26 protein-coding genes and 2 pseudogenes are annotated in these 16,888 nt (G+C 46.8%); 25 read left to right on the forward strand and 3 right to left on the reverse strand.

Translation table 11 applies throughout. From position 1 onward, the window contains the following. Positions 1-45: 45 nt before the first annotated feature. Positions 46-513 (reverse strand): RNA polymerase-binding protein DksA, encoded by a 468-nt coding sequence (gene dksA, locus ACO0LG_RS10885; RefSeq protein WP_423026572.1) that lies wholly within the window; start codon positions 511-513, stop codon positions 46-48. A 683-nt stretch (positions 514-1,196) separates the two neighbouring features. Here dksA and ACO0LG_RS10890 point away from each other — a divergent pair. From ACO0LG_RS10890 to ACO0LG_RS10900, 3 genes are all read left to right on the forward strand, one after another. After that, complete coding sequence (locus tag ACO0LG_RS10890; protein ID WP_422980361.1) at positions 1,197-1,559, forward strand: hypothetical protein; 363 nt, start codon at positions 1,197-1,199, stop codon at positions 1,557-1,559. A gap of 119 nt (positions 1,560-1,678) precedes the next feature. Next, a complete protein-coding gene (locus ACO0LG_RS10895) occupies positions 1,679-1,804 on the forward strand; it encodes a hypothetical protein (protein WP_423026179.1) in 126 nt (41 codons plus the stop codon). 72 nt (positions 1,805-1,876) lie between these two features. Next, positions 1,877-2,236: a DUF2243 domain-containing protein gene (locus ACO0LG_RS10900; protein WP_423026181.1), complete on the forward strand. Its 360-nt coding sequence runs from the start codon at positions 1,877-1,879 to the stop codon at positions 2,234-2,236. A gap of 92 nt (positions 2,237-2,328) precedes the next feature. Here ACO0LG_RS10900 and ACO0LG_RS10905 read toward each other — a convergent pair whose 3' ends face one another. After that, the gene (locus ACO0LG_RS10905) at positions 2,329-2,511 is read right to left on the reverse strand and encodes a hypothetical protein (protein WP_423026183.1); all 183 of its coding nucleotides are present in this window, start codon (positions 2,509-2,511) and stop codon (positions 2,329-2,331) included. A 53-nt stretch (positions 2,512-2,564) separates the two neighbouring features. Between ACO0LG_RS10905 and ACO0LG_RS10910 the strand changes: the two genes are divergently transcribed. From ACO0LG_RS10910 to ACO0LG_RS10955, 10 genes are all read left to right on the forward strand, one after another. Further along, positions 2,565-2,795 carry a hypothetical protein gene (locus tag ACO0LG_RS10910; RefSeq protein WP_423026185.1) on the forward strand — a complete coding sequence of 77 codons (231 nt, stop codon included), beginning with the start codon at positions 2,565-2,567 and terminating at the stop codon, positions 2,793-2,795. Between the two features lie 114 nt (positions 2,796-2,909). Then, a complete protein-coding gene (locus ACO0LG_RS10915) occupies positions 2,910-3,125 on the forward strand; it encodes an SMI1/KNR4 family protein (protein WP_423026187.1) in 216 nt (71 codons plus the stop codon). Continuing rightward, complete coding sequence (locus ACO0LG_RS10920) at positions 3,077-3,355, forward strand: hypothetical protein (RefSeq protein WP_423026592.1); 279 nt, start codon at positions 3,077-3,079, stop codon at positions 3,353-3,355. The genes ACO0LG_RS10915 and ACO0LG_RS10920 overlap by 49 nt, the downstream gene beginning before the upstream one ends. A 108-nt stretch (positions 3,356-3,463) precedes the next feature. After that, on the forward strand, positions 3,464-3,868 hold the full coding sequence (locus ACO0LG_RS10925; protein ID WP_423026189.1) for a hypothetical protein: 405 nt from the start codon (positions 3,464-3,466) through the stop codon (positions 3,866-3,868). 501 nt (positions 3,869-4,369) lie between these two features. Further along, positions 4,370-4,717, forward strand: a complete 348-nt coding sequence (locus ACO0LG_RS10930; protein WP_423026191.1) for a hypothetical protein — start codon at positions 4,370-4,372, stop codon at positions 4,715-4,717. A 289-nt stretch (positions 4,718-5,006) separates the two neighbouring features. Then, positions 5,007-5,678, forward strand: coding sequence for a DUF4303 domain-containing protein (locus tag ACO0LG_RS10935; RefSeq protein ID WP_423026193.1), 672 nt, complete (start codon positions 5,007-5,009; stop codon positions 5,676-5,678). Positions 5,679-6,206: 528 nt separating this feature from the next. Then, the gene (locus ACO0LG_RS10940) at positions 6,207-6,731 is read left to right on the forward strand and encodes a hypothetical protein (protein ID WP_423026195.1); all 525 of its coding nucleotides are present in this window, start codon (positions 6,207-6,209) and stop codon (positions 6,729-6,731) included. A 53-nt stretch (positions 6,732-6,784) separates the two neighbouring features. Continuing rightward, positions 6,785-7,270, forward strand: coding sequence for a hypothetical protein (locus tag ACO0LG_RS10945; RefSeq protein ID WP_423026197.1), 486 nt, complete (start codon positions 6,785-6,787; stop codon positions 7,268-7,270). Between the two features lie 241 nt (positions 7,271-7,511). Continuing rightward, positions 7,512-8,054: a hypothetical protein gene (locus ACO0LG_RS10950; RefSeq protein ID WP_423026199.1), complete on the forward strand. Its 543-nt coding sequence runs from the start codon at positions 7,512-7,514 to the stop codon at positions 8,052-8,054. Between the two features lie 29 nt (positions 8,055-8,083). Continuing rightward, entirely contained in the window at positions 8,084-8,554 is a 471-nt protein-coding gene (locus tag ACO0LG_RS10955; protein WP_423026201.1) for an energy transducer TonB family protein, read from the forward strand. Positions 8,555-8,782: 228 nt separating this feature from the next. On the opposite strand, the pseudogene ACO0LG_RS10960 reads toward ACO0LG_RS10955, so the two are convergent. Next, positions 8,783-9,529 (reverse strand): annotated as a pseudogene (locus tag ACO0LG_RS10960) (phage portal protein); the annotation flags it as partial. Between the two features lie 4 nt (positions 9,530-9,533). On the opposite strand from ACO0LG_RS10960, the gene ACO0LG_RS10965 reads away from it, so the two are divergent. The 12 genes and pseudogenes from ACO0LG_RS10965 to ACO0LG_RS11020 all read left to right on the forward strand — a co-directional run bounded on the left by ACO0LG_RS10965 (position 9,534) and on the right by ACO0LG_RS11020 (position 15,835). After that, the gene (locus ACO0LG_RS10965; RefSeq protein ID WP_423026203.1) at positions 9,534-10,370 is read left to right on the forward strand and encodes a phage antirepressor N-terminal domain-containing protein; all 837 of its coding nucleotides are present in this window, start codon (positions 9,534-9,536) and stop codon (positions 10,368-10,370) included. A 218-nt stretch (positions 10,371-10,588) separates the two neighbouring features. Then, positions 10,589-11,164: a hypothetical protein gene (locus ACO0LG_RS10970; protein ID WP_423026205.1), complete on the forward strand. Its 576-nt coding sequence runs from the start codon at positions 10,589-10,591 to the stop codon at positions 11,162-11,164. A gap of 179 nt (positions 11,165-11,343) precedes the next feature. Next, positions 11,344-11,829 carry a hypothetical protein gene (locus tag ACO0LG_RS10975; RefSeq protein ID WP_423026207.1) on the forward strand — a complete coding sequence of 162 codons (486 nt, stop codon included), beginning with the start codon at positions 11,344-11,346 and terminating at the stop codon, positions 11,827-11,829. A gap of 90 nt (positions 11,830-11,919) precedes the next feature. Further along, on the forward strand, positions 11,920-12,246 hold the full coding sequence (locus ACO0LG_RS10980) for a hypothetical protein (RefSeq protein WP_423026209.1): 327 nt from the start codon (positions 11,920-11,922) through the stop codon (positions 12,244-12,246). Between the two features lie 175 nt (positions 12,247-12,421). After that, complete coding sequence (locus ACO0LG_RS10985) at positions 12,422-12,892, forward strand: phage baseplate assembly protein V (RefSeq protein ID WP_423026211.1); 471 nt, start codon at positions 12,422-12,424, stop codon at positions 12,890-12,892. Continuing rightward, on the forward strand, positions 12,889-13,158 hold the full coding sequence (locus ACO0LG_RS10990) for a PAAR domain-containing protein (protein ID WP_423026213.1): 270 nt from the start codon (positions 12,889-12,891) through the stop codon (positions 13,156-13,158). The genes ACO0LG_RS10985 and ACO0LG_RS10990 overlap by 4 nt, the downstream gene beginning before the upstream one ends. Positions 13,159-13,176: 18 nt before the next feature. Then, positions 13,177-13,515, forward strand: coding sequence for a GPW/gp25 family protein (locus ACO0LG_RS10995; RefSeq protein ID WP_423026215.1), 339 nt, complete (start codon positions 13,177-13,179; stop codon positions 13,513-13,515). Next, positions 13,512-13,952 carry a hypothetical protein gene (locus tag ACO0LG_RS11000; protein ID WP_423026217.1) on the forward strand — a complete coding sequence of 147 codons (441 nt, stop codon included), beginning with the start codon at positions 13,512-13,514 and terminating at the stop codon, positions 13,950-13,952. The genes ACO0LG_RS10995 and ACO0LG_RS11000 overlap by 4 nt, the downstream gene beginning before the upstream one ends. After that, positions 13,940-14,335, forward strand: coding sequence for a baseplate J/gp47 family protein (locus ACO0LG_RS11005; protein ID WP_423026219.1), 396 nt, complete (start codon positions 13,940-13,942; stop codon positions 14,333-14,335). The genes ACO0LG_RS11000 and ACO0LG_RS11005 overlap by 13 nt, the downstream gene beginning before the upstream one ends. Then, the gene (locus ACO0LG_RS11010) at positions 14,332-15,039 is read left to right on the forward strand and encodes a phage tail protein (RefSeq protein WP_423026221.1); all 708 of its coding nucleotides are present in this window, start codon (positions 14,332-14,334) and stop codon (positions 15,037-15,039) included. Before ACO0LG_RS11005 ends, ACO0LG_RS11010 begins: the two co-directional genes overlap by 4 nt. Next, positions 14,993-15,655: pseudogene (locus ACO0LG_RS11015) on the forward strand (phage tail sheath C-terminal domain-containing protein); the annotation flags it as partial. The gene ACO0LG_RS11010 and the pseudogene ACO0LG_RS11015, both read left to right, overlap by 47 nt. Before the next feature lie 57 nt (positions 15,656-15,712). After that, complete coding sequence (locus ACO0LG_RS11020; RefSeq protein WP_423026223.1) at positions 15,713-15,835, forward strand: hypothetical protein; 123 nt, start codon at positions 15,713-15,715, stop codon at positions 15,833-15,835. Positions 15,836-16,888 lie beyond the last annotated feature (1,053 nt).

Genomic DNA, 16,888 nt, shown 5'->3' on the forward strand with positions numbered 1-16,888 from the left:
TTAGTTATCCTGCCCTGTTATCAGGTAAATTGTCATTATTAAAAATTAATGACCAAATAATTTTTGCCTTTGCTCATGGCGTTGCTGCGCCTCCAGCGACAGTGTTGCCGTAGGGCGAGCCAGCAAACGCTCAACACCAATAGGCTCGCCAGAATCTTCACACCAGCCATAATCCCCTTCATCTACACGCGCGATGGCAGCCCTGACCTTTTTGAGCAACTTGCTTTCACGGTCACGCGCACGCAATTCCAGCGCATGCTCTTCTTCTATCGTTGCACGGTCAAAAGGGTCTGCAATGATGTCGTTTTCCTGCAGATGCATGGTAGTCTCATTGGCATTCTGAACCAGGGTCAATTCGATCTCCTCCAGGCGAGATTTAAAAAACGCCAGTTGCGCATCATTCATGTACTCCATCTCCCCCATGCGCAGAATTTTTTCTTCTGTCAGCTTAGACCTGGAAGCAAGTGCACTGGATTTGATTGCCGCTTTTTTAGATGCAGTATTGGTTTGCATGGTTGTCATCGTGATACTCCTGAATCAAGTAATGGGTCGATTGTCCATTTAAATATTTCTCAAAAGAACTTTAGAAGAAACCAGCAGATCCACTGCATGGGTTTTTACTTCGCTGTTGCAGAAATATTTAAAATGTAAGGCAAGATACCAATCAATTCCCGCCACATCTACAAGACCAAGGCCACAAAACTTGTCAGTCAGCTCCTACGCTGACTCAGAAATCGAATAGCACAGCCGTTCTGCCAATCATGAAGACGACCTTGCTGTGCTACAAGCATAGCCTCGCAACGTGCAGACCACACCAGTCCATGCTGGCAATCGTGTCAGCACTCACAAGTTTGGAAATGCTTAAATGTTACCAGATCCAAATCCTGTTTTTTACGCTGCCCCACCCCGCTGACGCACGGTACAGTACGCGAATGAATCAGGCGAACTAAATAGTATGGATCTCTAAGGACACACATTTTTTGCCAGCCAGGCAAAGTCAAAAACCGTGCGTTATACGCCTTGTAAGTATGGATGCCCCACAGCACTGCGTGTTGTCTGACAAAACGCCTACATCTCCACTGACTGAAAGCAATAAAGCATCTATTTAAGATGGCGCTACTGGTTATTTCAAACCACCGCGTCAAATCAACATGACAAATTGGCGACCTTGGGTCGAATCTATTGAGGAGAAAGTAATGTCATCAAATTCCATCAGCAACAACCAAGTCTCTTCCAAACGCTTTGCGTCCATCATGAATACAACCATCAACGCTGTCATTCAAGATGCTGCCAAGCAAAGGGCACAGTCATCGTTCAATGACGACATCCAAAGAAACGGCATATTTGCTGATGAAGAACATGATTTTCTTGAGAGCTCCACAAAACTGACAGCCAGCCTCACTCGCAATGCGGCAAACAAAGAAGTGAAAAAACCAAGAGAAGAATTTGATGACGACGACCTGTATGTATTTATGGACGAAGACTATCAGGACGACCTGCGTTTATCCGACGCTATGATTTTTGATGATATGGCCAGATCATCCATGTCAGATTTCTAAAGCGCAGCTTTGGAAATAAAAACGCGGCAATAAGTGAAGGAAGGGCAAAAAATCTCACCTTCATGTCCCCTTCACTCTGCCGACAATATCTCAATCTGAATTTTAAGAAAAGCAAAAAAATGACTACGTCCAGGAATATTTTCACCAATAAAGAAAGCAGCTTCCCTACCGCAACAGGCATATTCTTTGGTTTAGGCCTTGGCGGCCTGGTGGACACAGTCATACTCCCACGCATCTTCTACTGACACAACACACCAAGCAATGTGCACCCCATCACATCCATTAAAAACCTCCCCGTCAGCAACTTCACAGGCAGCATGACAGCTAGCCTTGCATATACCCTGACCTACGTCTTCTTCATCACTGCATTCATCCTGTTTTGGCAGGCCAGCAGAACATATAGCTTGCAAACGTCATCACCATTATTGAAAGGAAGCCTGCTGACTGGCTGGGGCGCTTTTAATATGATAGAAGGCGTCATCGGCCACTATCTACTGAGCACTCACCATGCAGAAGGATCAGTCGCTATCGCACATTCAATTTATTGGGACATCTGCTTCCTGGTTACCGGGATCATCATGCTGGCCATAGGGATAAGACTGATCCAGCAAAAAGATATGAAACAAATGACTTATTTGTTCGGCGTGAATATAGCGCGGAAAAATCAAATTGCTTGAATAGTTGGACGGTTTATTTAAATGACTGAACGCTCAAGGTCAGCCAAAGCCTGCAAAGCAAAACCATAGTTCACAAAGACCAGACTAATGAGTCAGGCATCAATTTTTAAATCAACTGGCAAAGGCGAAGACTGCCCACCATCACCCTGGAGCGCCGCGATGGCGGCAAATCCCACTACCACAACGCCAGCCGCGAGGCGTACAGCGACCCCAACGACGCGAAAGAGAAAAGCGAACTGATAGGCGAAGACGACGACCCCAAGCGCCTGCGTCATTTATCCAAGCCAGGCAGCGGCAGCAGCAAAAGCAGAAAATAACCGGATAGAACGTGGTAAAGCCACTCTACAATTTTAATCTGGCCCTGGGCAGGCCAGACATTATCCCCATAATGGGCGTGATCATCCCGACTTTAAAAGCGCCAATTGGTAATACAGATTGGATTATCGTGAAAACCACGCACAGCGTCACAGCGCAGGGATTTACGACACAATTGGAGATGGAGACAAGAAAAAGGCAGGAGGAAAAGGATGCAAGGCCAGTAGAAGAGTCAGAGCAATAATGATAAGCTATAAACCGACAAAATTTTTTTAGGAAATCGACAATGGATTGGAAACGGGAGATTTTGATCGGACACATGGTGAGACAAAAAAATGCGGAGGCGGATCAATCTTGAATGTGGGAATACCCATTCCCAGAAGTCGCCGCATCAATAGAGCAAATTGAATCAGTTGAGAAAGTTCTTGGTTTTTCACTAGATTCAGAACTACGACAATTCTTACTGCTCGCCAATGGTTGGCACAGTTTTTTTCAAACAATTGACGTGTTTTCTGCAGAGGACTGGTGCAAGGAGAGCATTTTGACAGAGCAAATACTTTGTTGCAAAGTTTAGAAAGTCTACACGAACTATGTGGATTTCGACGAGAAGAATTAGTACCAATTGCAGTTGCAATGGAGGATATAGATGCATTCGTCATTTCGACACCAAACTCTGCAAATCCTGGGAAAGTATTTTGGTTTGCCGGGCAAGTAATTGATGAATTTATTAGCTTTGATGAGTGGTTCTTAGCTATGGTTGACTATAGCCGCCGTCAATATAGGCAATTAATTGGCGAAGAATGAAAAAAGAGCGAATGGCCGGCGTAGGGGTGATTAGCAGCGCGTAATCGCCCGTCGGGTTGAAAATGTATGAATGTTAGACCTGACCGCATTTTTTGAAGAAAGTTTATCGTGAGTAGGACTGCAAGACTATATCTAAAACACTCTATTTCCTATGGGGAAATGCGTGCCTTCTCACTTGAACATAATGCTCAAGAAGTAAATCCGACAAGAGGTGGCAAGTACAGTTTCAATGCCTATTCGCAGGAAGGTGGTTACATCACTGTAGAATTTTTCCCCGATTTTGAGCCTGAAATATGGGATGAGTCTAACGAAAGAGAAATCGCTCAAATACAAGGAAAATTAGGTGAAATACCAATACTGTGTGTTGAACTGGAATTATCCCCAGATTTAGATCCACCCTTTTATTCAAGAATGATTTTTGACTTTTGTACTAAATGGCCTGCAGTTTTTCAAAATCTTGCTGAGGAAATTTTATCTTGTGAAGACGCAAAAAAAACGTATGGTGGATCGTAACTACTACATGTGAAGCTTACCCTACCCTTCTATCCGGCAGCGCAGCAGGACAAATCAATGTCAGTGGTTCGGGCCTCATCTTTGCCAGAGAACACAGGCATAAGATGGTTGAGCGGCTCAGAGAGGTTGAAGATCATGGGATTTGCCGGGGACTGGATGAGGCCAACTTTGTGGAAACTCATGCTGCCGGAAACGCCGCTGTCCCGCAAGTCGCGGAGCGTCTGACGAGCCTGTAAATAAAAGTGTGTAAGTAATTCTGGTCAATGAACCTCCTATAATGAGGAATTGCCAAAATGACGACAAACGCCATGGAAAGAAGCAAGCTGCAGGCGCTGGCCAAAGAGCTGGCGAAAGACATCAAGACCGAAGCTGATTTGAATGCGTTCTCCCGTGAGCTGCTCAAGCACGCGTAGCGGCGATTAGCGCCGCGTAATCGTCCACATGATCGAAAATATATGAAAATTAAACCTGACTCCCTGCGCCGCTTTTGGAGTATGAATAATGGAATTTGTTGATCCAGTAGATTTTTCTGTGTGGGGACGAGTGATCCCTGGGAAGGTGGGTGATTTTAGAAAATGGATTAGTAATAGAATTAACATTTCCCAGCTTGCAGCTCATCAATTGTTTGGAGATGTCGTAAAAGACGGTAATTTGGTTCAGATTCATTCAGATTGTAATTGGTCAAGAATACCAGCAATGTTGAGCTGCATCCCTGAATTCATAGAGCCGGGAAGTGTTGTAGTGGCGGCCACCGGTATTTATCCGTCAAAAGAGGAAAAATACTGTGAAATTCATAACGTGTATTTTCGGTTGGGAGCATGCCCAGTCTGCACCGACCCACCCGCTTAAAACCAGCTCGCGTAGGGGTGATTGGCAGCGCGTAATCGCCCGCCGGGTTGGAAGGGTATGAATGTAAGACTGACACCGCGCCCGCTCACTCTACCCGCGTTTTACAGGATTGCTCGGCTTCCTAACGTATCAAAAAATCGTACCCGTCTGCTCTTCTCTGTCGAAATTTCGTCTCTACTATGGCATCACAGATATGAACTACCTACTTGAGGAAACGATCCGCTACTATCCAAATTGCTACGGACAAGATGATTAGCATCGTTTCAAATTTATTTCTCAATGGCTGAAAATGAACAACTACAACAAAAAATTAACTTTACTCTGGGCACCCTGGGTAGAAAAGAACTATTCCGAACTCAAGGAAACTATCAAGCATGACGTGTCGCAATACCTTAGTGATTTACGTCAAAACCATCCCAATCAAGATTTTTATGGCTTTTCCTTGCTCACGTACAATGGCTTTCCATCAATTTATCCGGTATTGAATACAGTAGAGCAGCTAAAGAAACATACTGTCGGCGCACATGAGAAATACGATCAATATTGTCCTGATGAGTGGGTTTGTTGGGAGAAAAACTCTCCATTTGACAAAGCCAACAAATACATTGCCACATTGCATACGGAATTTGATGCAATCAACGAGCAATATGAAAACCTTGAATTTGAAACTGTAAATTCCCTAGATGATGAAATTGCAACATATTGGGAGAAGAATGTAGAGCGCATTTTTGAAACTGCCGTTGATGCTCTCGCCGAGCTACAAAGTGAAGGGCATTTCTCTTGGATAAAAAATGAGCCATCGGCGTTACTGATGATCTGGTTTCCTGACGCTTCAACTTGGGAACTAAATATGTCAAGAGAATCGGTAAAGCGGCTAAATACAGAATCAACATACAAGGAATTTTGCGAAGTTTTCGAGCTGAATGAAAATGAAGTACCCCTCGGGAAAAAGGTAACTTAGGTAATTTATTTTATCAAAACCGTGGAAACCCTTGATACATAAGGCTTTCAAGCGAATAGCAAAAGGTAATAATTAGGTAATGTAAAGGTATTCTAGTTACCTATATAAATGGTATTTTCTTCTTTAGTAAATACCCTTATAAATCAATGGCTTAAGAATTAATTACCTTTTACATTACCTAAAGTTACCAAATAAAGCAGCCAGACATCCTTATATAAATCAAAGACTTAGATAGCAATAATTGATGCAGTTACCTTAATTACCTTTTTCCCGATGCGTCCCCAAATCTGAGGAAAGCCAGACGAGTCACTTTGTATTGCCGCATACAGTTATCACCATCATGCTGACAGGTGCGACTTTGCATGAAATTTCCGTCAAATTGCGTCACCAGCCAGAACCAACGGAGCGGCCGCAAACGTAAGCCGGGCTTGCCTCTCAAGGGTGACGCATATTTGAGTTGAAAGAGCCCCGTTTAGCGGGCAGGCGTGGTGGGGGATGTCTGCGCGTCAGGCCTGGAAATGAGAAAAAATGAATGGCAGAACTTCTTTGGTAAGCCAGATGGTAAAGTATAATTTTCATTTTTTTGGGACGGCTGCGCCGCCCCACAATTCAGACGTTAGGCATACATATATGTGGGAAGGTCAATCAACTTCTAGGCTGTCGCAGCAATTGGCAGGTGTTGCGCTTGCGGTTGTTTCGCTACCGTTCGCTTCGCTCGGTGCTGTGGGCGTGTGGCTCTGCATCGTTAGAGCTGAAACGACTTTAGTAATTATTGCTACTATGACAATATCACTTCTTGTTGGTATCTTCGGGCTAACAATCGCATATCGAATTTTTTTCGGAAGAGGAGTTCGTCAGGGTGGTGGCGTTCTATCTCCCTTCGCTTTTCGAGTCGGTGGCTTTGCGTCGTTAGCATTTGCAGCATTCTGCACTTACGAAACCTTTGTCGATGGCAAGTCTATGAATGTCGTGGGTGTTTTTTCCTCACTGTTTCTTGCCTTTATTTTCTTTGTTGCCGCTCGGCACAGAGGTGCAATGCGCTCTATTAAGTAAGCATGCTTCGATAACCGCCAAAACGCAGCAGAGATTAAATTAGGAGTAATTACTTGAAAATACCAGCCTCATTTAAGGCAACTCTTGATGAATACAAAGCGTTATGGTTCGATGGGTATTTGGCAATCGAATATTTTGCCAACAATACTGGAGCAAAAACCGCCTCATCAATCGCATCTATATTTGGTAACAAGCAAGCGATTCAACAACTCAACGGTCTCGGGGAAACACGTATTGCAATTCACCCTCAAATTTTGCATGAAATTGATGAGCCTGAACGAATACCCAACCTGATTTTTTTGCTGCAAAATGAAATGTCTATGTATTCGTCTCAGAAATATTCAGATGAACATCTAGAAAAAATTGCGACGGATTTCCTAAAGGAGTTTCATAAACCACGTACTTTTGTTAATTTCCATTTTAAGGGCAACTATAGGTCATTCAACTGGAACACTATGTTTGGTCATACCACGGAACTTTTTTTCTGCGCGATCGATGATAAGCACATGGGTTGCCTGCTCTATACAGACGATGATTAGTATCGCAATGACCGAGGAAGAAAAATATCTCTCTGGGATGGATTTGAAAAACCGTGATCCAAGGATAAGGCCAGTATTAATCGCACTAGGCCAATTCCAAAGTGGCGACCCGGTCACCCAGTCGTGCCCGGAATGCAATCGCCCCCTGACGGTAAAAGCTCTCGGCACATATAGCAGGCCATCTGCCAGGGCTATTTCATGCCCATGCGGAAAGTGCGACAACACATTCAGAGGGCTTTAAATGCGCCAAATATTACGAAGCCTGCTTAAAAAAATGACCGCCCCTAGCTATGAAGACGAATTGAAAAACGCCTCCCCTACGATAGTCGTCAAAGATCGGTATGGGAATACGCTCGAAATCTGCAAAAAATGCAACGTACCAGCACGAATTCAAGGTGCGATTTTCAAATGCATGAATGGCTGCATTTCTGGGCACCTTGATTACATGCCGAACAAGCACCCATCCAAGTCAAATAACTATAATCCATTGAAACTTGTACATTGCCAATCCTGCTATGGTGATGACAAGGATTATTTCAAAGAAGACGGCGAGTGGTGCGTAAAACCTTGCGATGCCTGCCAGGGCAAAGGATCTTTTTATGTTAAAAAACACAGTGAAACAGAAGAAGCCGCCCTCTCTCAGCCACTACCGCTGGATGTAGATGATGAAGGATGGACGCGCTGCCCCAAGTGCAATTTTCGATTTATGGTCACAGATCCAAACGTCTGGCTCGAAGATCGCCACAGACGCTGCAGTCAAAAGTTATCCTACAATCATCAATAATGATTACCTTTTCAAATTTTCGATTTCTTATGCTTTCGATCAAATTCATTCTCGCATCGGCGTTACTTTTCACGATCAATATCGCCACTGCAGAAAAGAATGCAGCTCCACAACCAACAGTCAAAATATCCCAAATCTCAACCAGATCTAAGAATTTTGATCACGCTTTATATCTTTTTATTGTGTTTAATAAGCTAGAACATTTAGGAATTAAGGATCTACCTATTCAAAAAGGTAAGAAAAATTTCGGTTCATTGCTTGCCAGTATCCCCATATCCACAGATGGAACAATTTATAAAGACAAGGGCGGAATTAAAATAATTCAAAGTTCTGGGGACAAAGAACTTGACGCGGCCTTCATTGAATTTGTCGAAGCGGCCGCGCCACTAAAACCCATTCCTGAAAATTTGCGTACTCGCAATAAATCAGACGTGTTTGAGTTAATGTTCAATGGAGAAGATACCCCGTACGTAGCCACAGGTGCAGCACCCAAAAGCTAAACATTTACTCTCATAAATCATTTCCCCTCCCCGCCCTCACCCGTGCTGCCCTCTCCCGCTCAAAATCATCCCGACAATCCCGATCACAAAACAGCAGATCGGGCTTGACGACTTCATCACAAAACCGGCATTGGCCGTTTGCTTTCATCCCCTGCTAACCACGCGCATGCGCAAGCGCCGAAGCAATAAACGTCTCGACATTTATATCTGACATATCCGCAACATCACTCATTTCGTATTACCTCCGTCATTACCCAATGAATATGGCTTGAACCGGATCACCTCCTCGCCCAACCACTCGTTGCACTCCCTAAACCGCGCCTGCAGCGGCTCCAGCTCATTCATCGCAAACACCTTGGCTGCAGGCTCAACAGCGCCAAAACCGCCTGTATTGTTCGGCACCAGGCCCAGCAACTGGGGCGGCACCCGGTGCGCAGCCAGCATGTCATCGCGTGTCACGTTCTTGATGCTGAAAAATTCATCCTTGGCCGCCACCTCAGACACCGGCAATATCTGGATGCCGTCTTTCTTGCCGTTTGGCGCGTACATGAACACATTGCGAAAATTGCCCGGCCCTTTACTGTCGCGCAGTGCCTGGCGCATGTTGTCAACATCACTTTGATTCTGGGCCGGGTCTGTCATGTACAAGATGAAACCGGCATGAGAACCATTCTTGTAATACTTGCGCCTGAACAGCGTCGCCGCCTCATTCAACCAGGCAGAATGCAAGGCGCTCAAATATTCAGGCAGCCCGTACACCTCTTGATTGATGTCCGGTTCCATCAAATGGAAAATCGCCCCAGACTCAAAGACATGATCTTCCTGCCAGCCACGCACAAAAGCATATTGATTCAGATCATCACTGCACCGGCGCATATACTTGGCAAGCGCAGGCTCAAGCTGCAAAGGCTTGCCGGTGCGACTCTTACGGTTTTCCAGATAGGCATTACCAAACACCAAAAAATCCAGAGCAAACAACATGCAGACACAGATTATTCCTGTCCCGTTTTATGAAGACACGTTGTTGATGATTGGCAAAGACAATGAGCCGATGGTGGCGATGAAACCAATCGTCGAAAACATGGGTTTGGATTGGGGAGCCCAGCAAATCAAGCTCAGCGAAAAATTCGGTTCAGTTAGTGCGATAATCCCATCAACTGGCGGGGATGGCAAAACTTACAACATGATTTGCCTGCCATTGCGCAAACTTCCCGCCTGGCTGTATTCCATCAATCCGAGCAAAGTCAAACCAGAACTGCGCGAGAAAGTCATCCGCTATCAGGAAGAGTGCGACGACGCCCTCTGGAACTACTGGACCCAAGGCACAGCCACCCGCCCCGGCACCATGACTGTGGCAGACCGCCTGCGCGTGCACCGCGCCCGCCATGAGGTAATCAATAAGCTCGTGGACACTACCCACGCCTTCAAGCGCCAGGCGCTCTATGAAGAACTGACAGAAATCTCGACTCTGCTAGGCTACGCCGCCCCTGCCCTGGCCGTCCTCGGCAGCACAGAGCCAGACGAACCCGCTGTCATGACAGAATTCTGGGATGCCATCGAAGAACTCAACAACCTGGGCATCAAAACCAACCACGCCCGCGACACCAGCATCATCGCCATCAACATCAACGAAGTGGTAAGACTCGCCCAGGAGAACAAAATCCCCCTCCCCAACCGCCAGGAGATCCGCCGCAACATCCACCTAAGCAAATACAACTCCTACCTAATAAACACCGTCGTCAACAGCGCCATCGCTGGCAAGTCAATGAAGTGTTACATCTTCAAAGCCCTGGGGAATGGGACGATTGAGGCGTAATTTTTCACTTAAACACAACGCAGACGTCCTTATAGTGGGCATTTCATTTGATTTTGGTTGACAAAAGCGATGATGCAATACATGCTAATTTTTCTATACTAATTAATCATGTTTTAAATAATTGATATCGAAAATATCAAGTGGACCGTAATACCCGGTGAAATCTGAACTAATTTGAAATTAAAAAATTTAAATATTCTTATATCAAAGGAAATTGTATGCTTGAACCTGGAACACTTTTATTCACCAAAGCGGCGGCTCAAACTGCATTAAAACTCTGTATGACGCTATATGGAAAATATCTCAGTTGGAACAACGAGAAAAAATTGAGCGCCAAGCACGTTGCAGACCAAAAGCGTGCGGATGCCTTAATGTATAAAATCAATCTAGCCATACTTCAAGGTGGAAGTAGTGACGACCCTGAGATAGCGGAACTGGTTGAGGAATTCGAAGAATTAATTGAAACTGACGTAAAGCCAGCAGGTCATCAGATAACTACAGATTGGATTCGGCGCAGTAGGAAGCCAGCTGAGAAAGCTCCAAAGCCAGCCGCGAAAAAAGCCGCTGCAAAACCGGCCGCAAAAGCTGCTGCAAAGCCAGCCGCGAAAAAAGCCGCTGCAAAACCGGCCGCAAAAGCTGCTGCAAAGCCAGCTGCGAAAAAAGCCGCTGCAAAACCGGCCGCAAAAGCTGCTGCAAAGCCAGCTGCGAAAAAAGCCGCTGCAAAACCGGCTGCGAGAGCACCTGTAGTTACAGTCACTAAACCTTCAGTTTTTAAGTCAACAACTAAAAAGTGAGTGGTGCACACAGTTGGAAACAAATCGATGCATGCCCTCTTCCCGACTAAGTATTTATGCTTAACAGGGAGGGGGTAACGTACAAGGTCTAGTAAGAATATTTCGCGAAATTGCATTCACTGCCTCGGTATTATGTGGCTGTCTACTGGCTGAAAAATACATTAAATTTTAGGAAACTTATGAAACAAGAACTGGCTGCTGCATACTATCAAGCGGGCATAGCAGTGGTTGCACATCACTCTAAATACCATCGCGTAATTGGTGACATTACTCTGTTAAATTTTGGATCTGGAGAAACGTTTATTTCATTGAGTAGGTCCAAGTGCATCGAGAATGGGATGCCGCCACACGAAGAGTCAAAAAATGACCCTGATGTGAGTAAAGACCTCGCGATCATTCTCAGTGCTGGAACTGTTGCGGAACACATTGGATCCGAAAGTGATGCCAATATCAAACCAAGCAAGAATGCATCTGGGTCTGAATATATGAAGGCCGTAGAAAAAATAAAAAATACCGAGCATAGCCAAAAGTACGACTTCCATCATGCAAATGCTCGGTTAGAGCTTGAAAAGCATTGGGATTCCGTGGAACGGCTAGCACAACTTCTGTTCAAAAATACTACGGCAACTTCTGAGGACATAGACATAATACTGAATAACCATTGATGACTTGCCTCACCTTTCATTAATTAGATAGTCTAGCCTCAAATAAGCTTCTTGCAATTTGCTATGTGCATTTCAATTAGGGTATATAAAATGGCGAACAAAGTTAGGCTTTATGGTGTTCGCACCATAAATGGTCATGGGGAAAGTGAACCTGTAATGTATCCTGCTCCAAGTAAAATGTCATTGGTGAATGCGCTAACCACTCAAGATGTCAGAGTTGATGTTGAATTTACTTGCTGGGGAAAAGTAGTAGCAATACCAAGTAATTACGACGTACCTAAGTTCCAAATAACCTATGGATCTGAAATATTAGAGGTAGAGTCCGATGGATTTGGATACGGCTATCTAAAACAACAATGCCCGAAGACATTCAAAGTTGTGGAAGATTATATAAACGGGAACGAAGATCAAAATTGAAATTTACACGTTGCAGAGAAATGAGTAGTTTCGCTCGCCCTTGCCTTGAATATCGATACCCATCATACAAAATTGATAAATTTCTCGCGCACGCGTAAACGCCGCTGAGTTACTAAGCCGCTTAGCAACCCCTCCCCGCGTGACTGGCTAGCCCGGTCACGTCATCATAGTCGGCATGGAATTCACCCTTGCCGACCTCTCCCGCCGCTTAGAAAATCTCGTCCGTTTTGGCACCATTGCCGAAGTGAAGCACGGCAGCGTGCCGCAAGTGCGTCTGCGTATTGGCGATATCAAAACCGGCTTCTTGCCGATGGCAACGGCACGCGCAGGCAAAACAAAGACATGGAACCCGCCCACTGTTGGCGAACAATGCGTTTTGCTTTCACCCTCCGGTGAATTTGCGGGCGGTGTGGTCCTGCCAGGCATTGCCAGCAACCATAACCCAGCACCAGACACCAACCCAGACAACACCCGCACCGAATACCCAGACGGCGCGACGGCTGATTACAACCACGCCGATCACCACTACACCATCACTTTGCCAACAGAAGGTAAGTTTAGTTTTGTCGTGGGTAATACCACGCTGGAACTGCGTAACGATGGCGTGACATTGCGCACGCCTAAATTTGAGGGCGTCAAATCATGAGCCATGGTATCGCCGTAAAAGCCCTGGACCGCGCAGGTGGCCCGCACCGCGCTGGTGGACAAGACTTCTTTGCTGTCGATGGCGTGCCTGTCGTGGTGCTGGGTGACCGCATCGTCCCACATGGCCCGGTACCGCATGCCAACCCGGTGATGGTAGAGGGTTCCTCATGGATGACCTTGAACGGCATACCCGCATGCCGCGCCGGGCATCACGCCAGTTGCACCCACCCCAGCACCGGCCGTAGCTGGTTTTTGATACCAGACTGAGACGCTGAAATGGCAGGCATGAATTTAATCACTGGTGAAAGACTCGCAGGCCTGGCGCATTTACGCCAGAGCATTGCCGATATCTTGACCACACCCATAGGCACCCGCGTGATGCGCCGTGACTATGGCAGCTTGCTGTTTGAACTGATAGACCAACCAGACAACGGCACCACGCAAGTGCGCCTGTATGCCGCCTCGGCTGAAGCCCTGCTCAAATGGGAACCACGCATCAAGTTAACGCAAATCAAGCTGTACCGCACTGGCACGCCCGGTAAAGTCATCATTGATTTAAAAGGCCAACTGGTGCGCGCCTCCAAGGCGTTTAGCCCGTCTATACCAGTCACGGTGAAAGCATGATTGAGTTAACCAAGCTGCCATCGCCTGCAGTCATCGAAGAGCTGGATTTTGAAGCTCTGGTCACGGCCCACAAACAAGACTTGCTGCAACGCCAGCCAAGCGCCGCCAATGTGCTGGCCTTGCCGTCTGAACCGCTGGTCAAGCAGGTAGAAGCCTTTGCTTATCGTGAAATGCTCTTGCGCGGCCGCGTCAACGATGCAGCCCGCGCCAATCTGCTGGCCTTTGCCACTGGCACAGACCTGGGCCACAAAGGCGCATTCTATGGCCTTGCACGCCAAGCAGGTGAAGCAGACGACCGCTACCGCAACCGCATACAGTTGCGCATTGCCGCCCTGGCTGGCAATGGCACGGCAGAACAATACCGCTTGCTTGCCCTGTCTGCCAGCGCCAACGTGCGCGCTCAACACCCGGCAGCATTGCCGTGGTGCTGTGGCTGATCGACGCAAGCCAGGCGCAAGCCACCAGCGACGCCGTGCTGGCCGCCATGAACGCGCCCAACGCCCGCCCGCTGGGTGTGCCTGTCAGCGTGGCCGTGGCGCGCCCTGTGGTCTTGAACGTCACTGCAACCCTATGGCGCGAAGCCAGCGCCCCGGCCGATATCGTCACAAAAATTGCCTCTTCTTTGACCGCCGCGCTATCTACTTATGCCAGCCTGGGCCGCACTGTGCAGCTGTCCTGGGTAACCGCGCAACTACAGCAACCAGGTATCAGCCGGGTGGAATTCCCCATTGCAGGCCAACCCGCCAGCAATACCGTGCTGGCCGCAGATGAATACGCCATCGCTGGCGCCATCTCCCTGACTGATGGCGGTGTGGCATGACGGACTTGGCTTTACTGCTGCCACCCAACGCCAGCGAGCTGGAACGCAACCTGGTACGCATCGCGCCGCGTGCGGATCTGGACACGGCTGCAGACGCACCGGCAAACATTGCCAGTACCATGCCCGCAGCTTTCCAGCCCTGGCTTGCCGCTGAATGGAACCTGGCGCAATTCTCGCTGCACTTCCCCAGCAATGCCGAGCTGATCGCCGCTGGCTTGCCCTGGCTGCTAGAACGCGGCAGCGCCGCCAGTGCGGTGCGCGCCTTGTCCTGGTTGGCTTACGACAATGTGACGCTGGAAGAGGATGAATTTTTAGTACACATCGACCCAGGCACCACGGCGGCCGCGCTGGATCTGGCACGTATACGCCAGGTGGTGAATGCATCCTTGCCCGCACACAGCCGTTTTTATCGGCTTTATCACGGTCTGGACCTGCGTGCTGGCCGCTTTGACGCTACTAGCTTTGATCAGTGTTTGTTTGATGATGATTCTGGCATCTGGTCCGGTGACCCTGCAACTGATGGTGTAAAGCTGTCTTTCGGTGAAACGCACATAGGCATAGTCAATGCACCGCCAGCCCTGGCACCCATTGCGGCGCACCGCCCGCGCCAGTTAAACACCATCGTTGACGATTCAATGATGCAACTTGATAGCTGGGTACCGTCAGCACTTCGGCCAGCGCGAGGTCATGATTATCTGGCCTGACTTTGTGCACTTCGACACGGCCAGCAATGCCAGCGCATCGATACCGGCCGTCGCCTACGCCCTTGGCCTGCGTGCCAAGATTGACAATGACACAGGCTGGCACAAGTCTTTATCCAATGTCGTGGTAAATGGCCCGACGGGCATAGCGCGGGACGTGTTCTGGGATCTGCAATCATCGGCCACAGATGCTGGTGTGTTGAACGCTGCAGGCGTCACCACCCTGATTAACAAAACCGGCTACCGCTTCTGGGGTAGCCGCACGGCCGAGGAAGCAGAATTCTTTTTCTTTGAGAACTACACACGCACCGCGCAAGTTCTGGCTGACACCATTGCAGAAGTGCATTTCACCTATGTAGATAAGCCCATGCACCCGTCTTTAGTGCGTGACCTGATTGAATCCATTAACGCCAAATTCCGCGCCCTAAAAACGGCCGGATTGATTATTGACGGCAAAGCCTGGTTTGACCCTGCAGCCAATAGTAAGGACAGTCTCAAAATCGGCTCATTAGTCATTGACTACGATTACACACCGGTGCCACCAGTCGAAGACCTGGTACTGCAACAGCGCATCACAGACCGTTACCTGGCTGACTTTGCCAAGCAAATCACCACCTAAGAAAACAAACCGCCCGTCAGCATGACGGGCAATCCCCCCAACAACCAGGAGCAACAAATGGAATTTGCTCATTTGACGCTCATAGAGTCCTTGCAGCTAGGCCATTTTGTTAGCCTGACCTGCTCCCCAAATATGGGGACTCGTCTAGCGATGGTACAGGACGACCAGCTTTTGAATTAAATCCAAATTCGGATTTAATATTAGATAGTCAACAGCAAGGAGGAGCATCAAATTTTGTGGCTATAAATCCAGTCAAAACAAGGGCTTTACCATAAATTTATGGAAAACCTCTTGAGGCAGAAAGTAAGCTCTATAGCCAGATAAAAGGACGTATTGCAAAGTATGGTTTCATAGAGGGCGAGGACTTTACAATAAATTTATTGAAAAGTTCTGGAGGTCGCCCAAGCAAGAATGCCTTGCCTATATCGACGTGGCAAAAGAACTTGCGATGGTACAATTTGGGAGAGATTTTTTTAAGCCTAATTTAAGCCTAAATGATCTTGAGATATTTGACGTTATAAACCTTTAGGCAGTAAGTTAAGTATTACACCTAAGTTTTATAAGTCTTTGATTTATATAGGTAAATGGCGGAAGCTGTGAGATTCGAACTCACGAAGGCTATAACACCTCGCCAGTTTTCAAGTTCTCCCCATAAATCAATCAAATCAAGCGCGTAACAAAAAATCGTTTCCGTCTGCCCCCTTCGCCATAAAACCCGTTTTCCCTATGACGCAGTTGGCCGAAAATACCCCTTTGCGGAAATGATTTAACCAGCATTAGCCAGGTATAGATATGCTAGCCAGTATTGAACACATTGGGGCAGATTCAAGCCAGAACAAACGATCGTTCTAAAATAAAGTACCCCTCGGGAAAAGAGTAATTTAAGTAAGATTAATTTTTGATTGCCTGAAAACCATTGATACATAAGGCTTTTAAGAGAATAGCAAACTGTAAGAATTATGTAATGAAGAAGTAAGCTAATTACCTATATAAAGAGTGTTTTTTCACTTTTTAAATATCCTTTAATATCAAGCACTTAGATTTTTCTTACCTTTTGAATTACAGAATATTACATAAAAATGTAAGATAATATCCCTATACAAATCAAATACTTAGGCCATCTTTTTTTCTCGACTTACTTAAATTACTCTTTTCCCTAGCCCCGCTTAAAATCCCACCTTCAACGCGAATTCAAAACCGCGACTTTCAATACGCGCATGCCATGAAAATTTG

Origin of the sequence: Undibacterium sp. Ji42W (assembly GCF_049340405.1) — a bacterium.
Lineage (GTDB): Bacteria > Pseudomonadota > Gammaproteobacteria > Burkholderiales > Burkholderiaceae_D > Undibacterium.

Bases quoted from the DNA above. Each gene is read 5' to 3' on its own strand.
- dksA (WP_423026572.1), bottom strand. From the start codon at position 513: ATGCAAACCAATACTGCATCTAAAAAAGCGGCAATCAAATCCAGTGCA.
- ACO0LG_RS10890 (WP_422980361.1), top strand. From the start codon at position 1,197: ATGTCATCAAATTCCATCAGCAACAACCAAGTCTCTTCCAAACGCTTT.
- ACO0LG_RS10895 (WP_423026179.1), top strand. From the start codon at position 1,679: ATGACTACGTCCAGGAATATTTTCACCAATAAAGAAAGCAGCTTCCCT.
- ACO0LG_RS10900 (WP_423026181.1), top strand. From the start codon at position 1,877: ATGACAGCTAGCCTTGCATATACCCTGACCTACGTCTTCTTCATCACT.
- ACO0LG_RS10905 (WP_423026183.1), bottom strand. From the start codon at position 2,511: ATGACGCAGGCGCTTGGGGTCGTCGTCTTCGCCTATCAGTTCGCTTTT.
- ACO0LG_RS10915 (WP_423026187.1), top strand. From the start codon at position 2,910: ATGTGGGAATACCCATTCCCAGAAGTCGCCGCATCAATAGAGCAAATT.
- ACO0LG_RS10930 (WP_423026191.1), top strand. From the start codon at position 4,370: ATGGAATTTGTTGATCCAGTAGATTTTTCTGTGTGGGGACGAGTGATC.
- ACO0LG_RS10935 (WP_423026193.1), top strand. From the start codon at position 5,007: ATGAACAACTACAACAAAAAATTAACTTTACTCTGGGCACCCTGGGTA.
- ACO0LG_RS10940 (WP_423026195.1), top strand. From the start codon at position 6,207: ATGAATGGCAGAACTTCTTTGGTAAGCCAGATGGTAAAGTATAATTTT.
- ACO0LG_RS10950 (WP_423026199.1), top strand. From the start codon at position 7,512: ATGCGCCAAATATTACGAAGCCTGCTTAAAAAAATGACCGCCCCTAGC.
- ACO0LG_RS10955 (WP_423026201.1), top strand. From the start codon at position 8,084: ATGCTTTCGATCAAATTCATTCTCGCATCGGCGTTACTTTTCACGATC.
- ACO0LG_RS10965 (WP_423026203.1), top strand. From the start codon at position 9,534: ATGCAGACACAGATTATTCCTGTCCCGTTTTATGAAGACACGTTGTTG.
- ACO0LG_RS10970 (WP_423026205.1), top strand. From the start codon at position 10,589: ATGCTTGAACCTGGAACACTTTTATTCACCAAAGCGGCGGCTCAAACT.
- ACO0LG_RS10975 (WP_423026207.1), top strand. From the start codon at position 11,344: ATGAAACAAGAACTGGCTGCTGCATACTATCAAGCGGGCATAGCAGTG.
- ACO0LG_RS10980 (WP_423026209.1), top strand. From the start codon at position 11,920: ATGGCGAACAAAGTTAGGCTTTATGGTGTTCGCACCATAAATGGTCAT.
- ACO0LG_RS10985 (WP_423026211.1), top strand. From the start codon at position 12,422: ATGGAATTCACCCTTGCCGACCTCTCCCGCCGCTTAGAAAATCTCGTC.
- ACO0LG_RS10990 (WP_423026213.1), top strand. From the start codon at position 12,889: ATGAGCCATGGTATCGCCGTAAAAGCCCTGGACCGCGCAGGTGGCCCG.
- ACO0LG_RS10995 (WP_423026215.1), top strand. From the start codon at position 13,177: ATGAATTTAATCACTGGTGAAAGACTCGCAGGCCTGGCGCATTTACGC.
- ACO0LG_RS11000 (WP_423026217.1), top strand. From the start codon at position 13,512: ATGATTGAGTTAACCAAGCTGCCATCGCCTGCAGTCATCGAAGAGCTG.
- ACO0LG_RS11010 (WP_423026221.1), top strand. From the start codon at position 14,332: ATGACGGACTTGGCTTTACTGCTGCCACCCAACGCCAGCGAGCTGGAA.
- ACO0LG_RS11020 (WP_423026223.1), top strand. From the start codon at position 15,713: ATGGAATTTGCTCATTTGACGCTCATAGAGTCCTTGCAGCTAGGCCAT.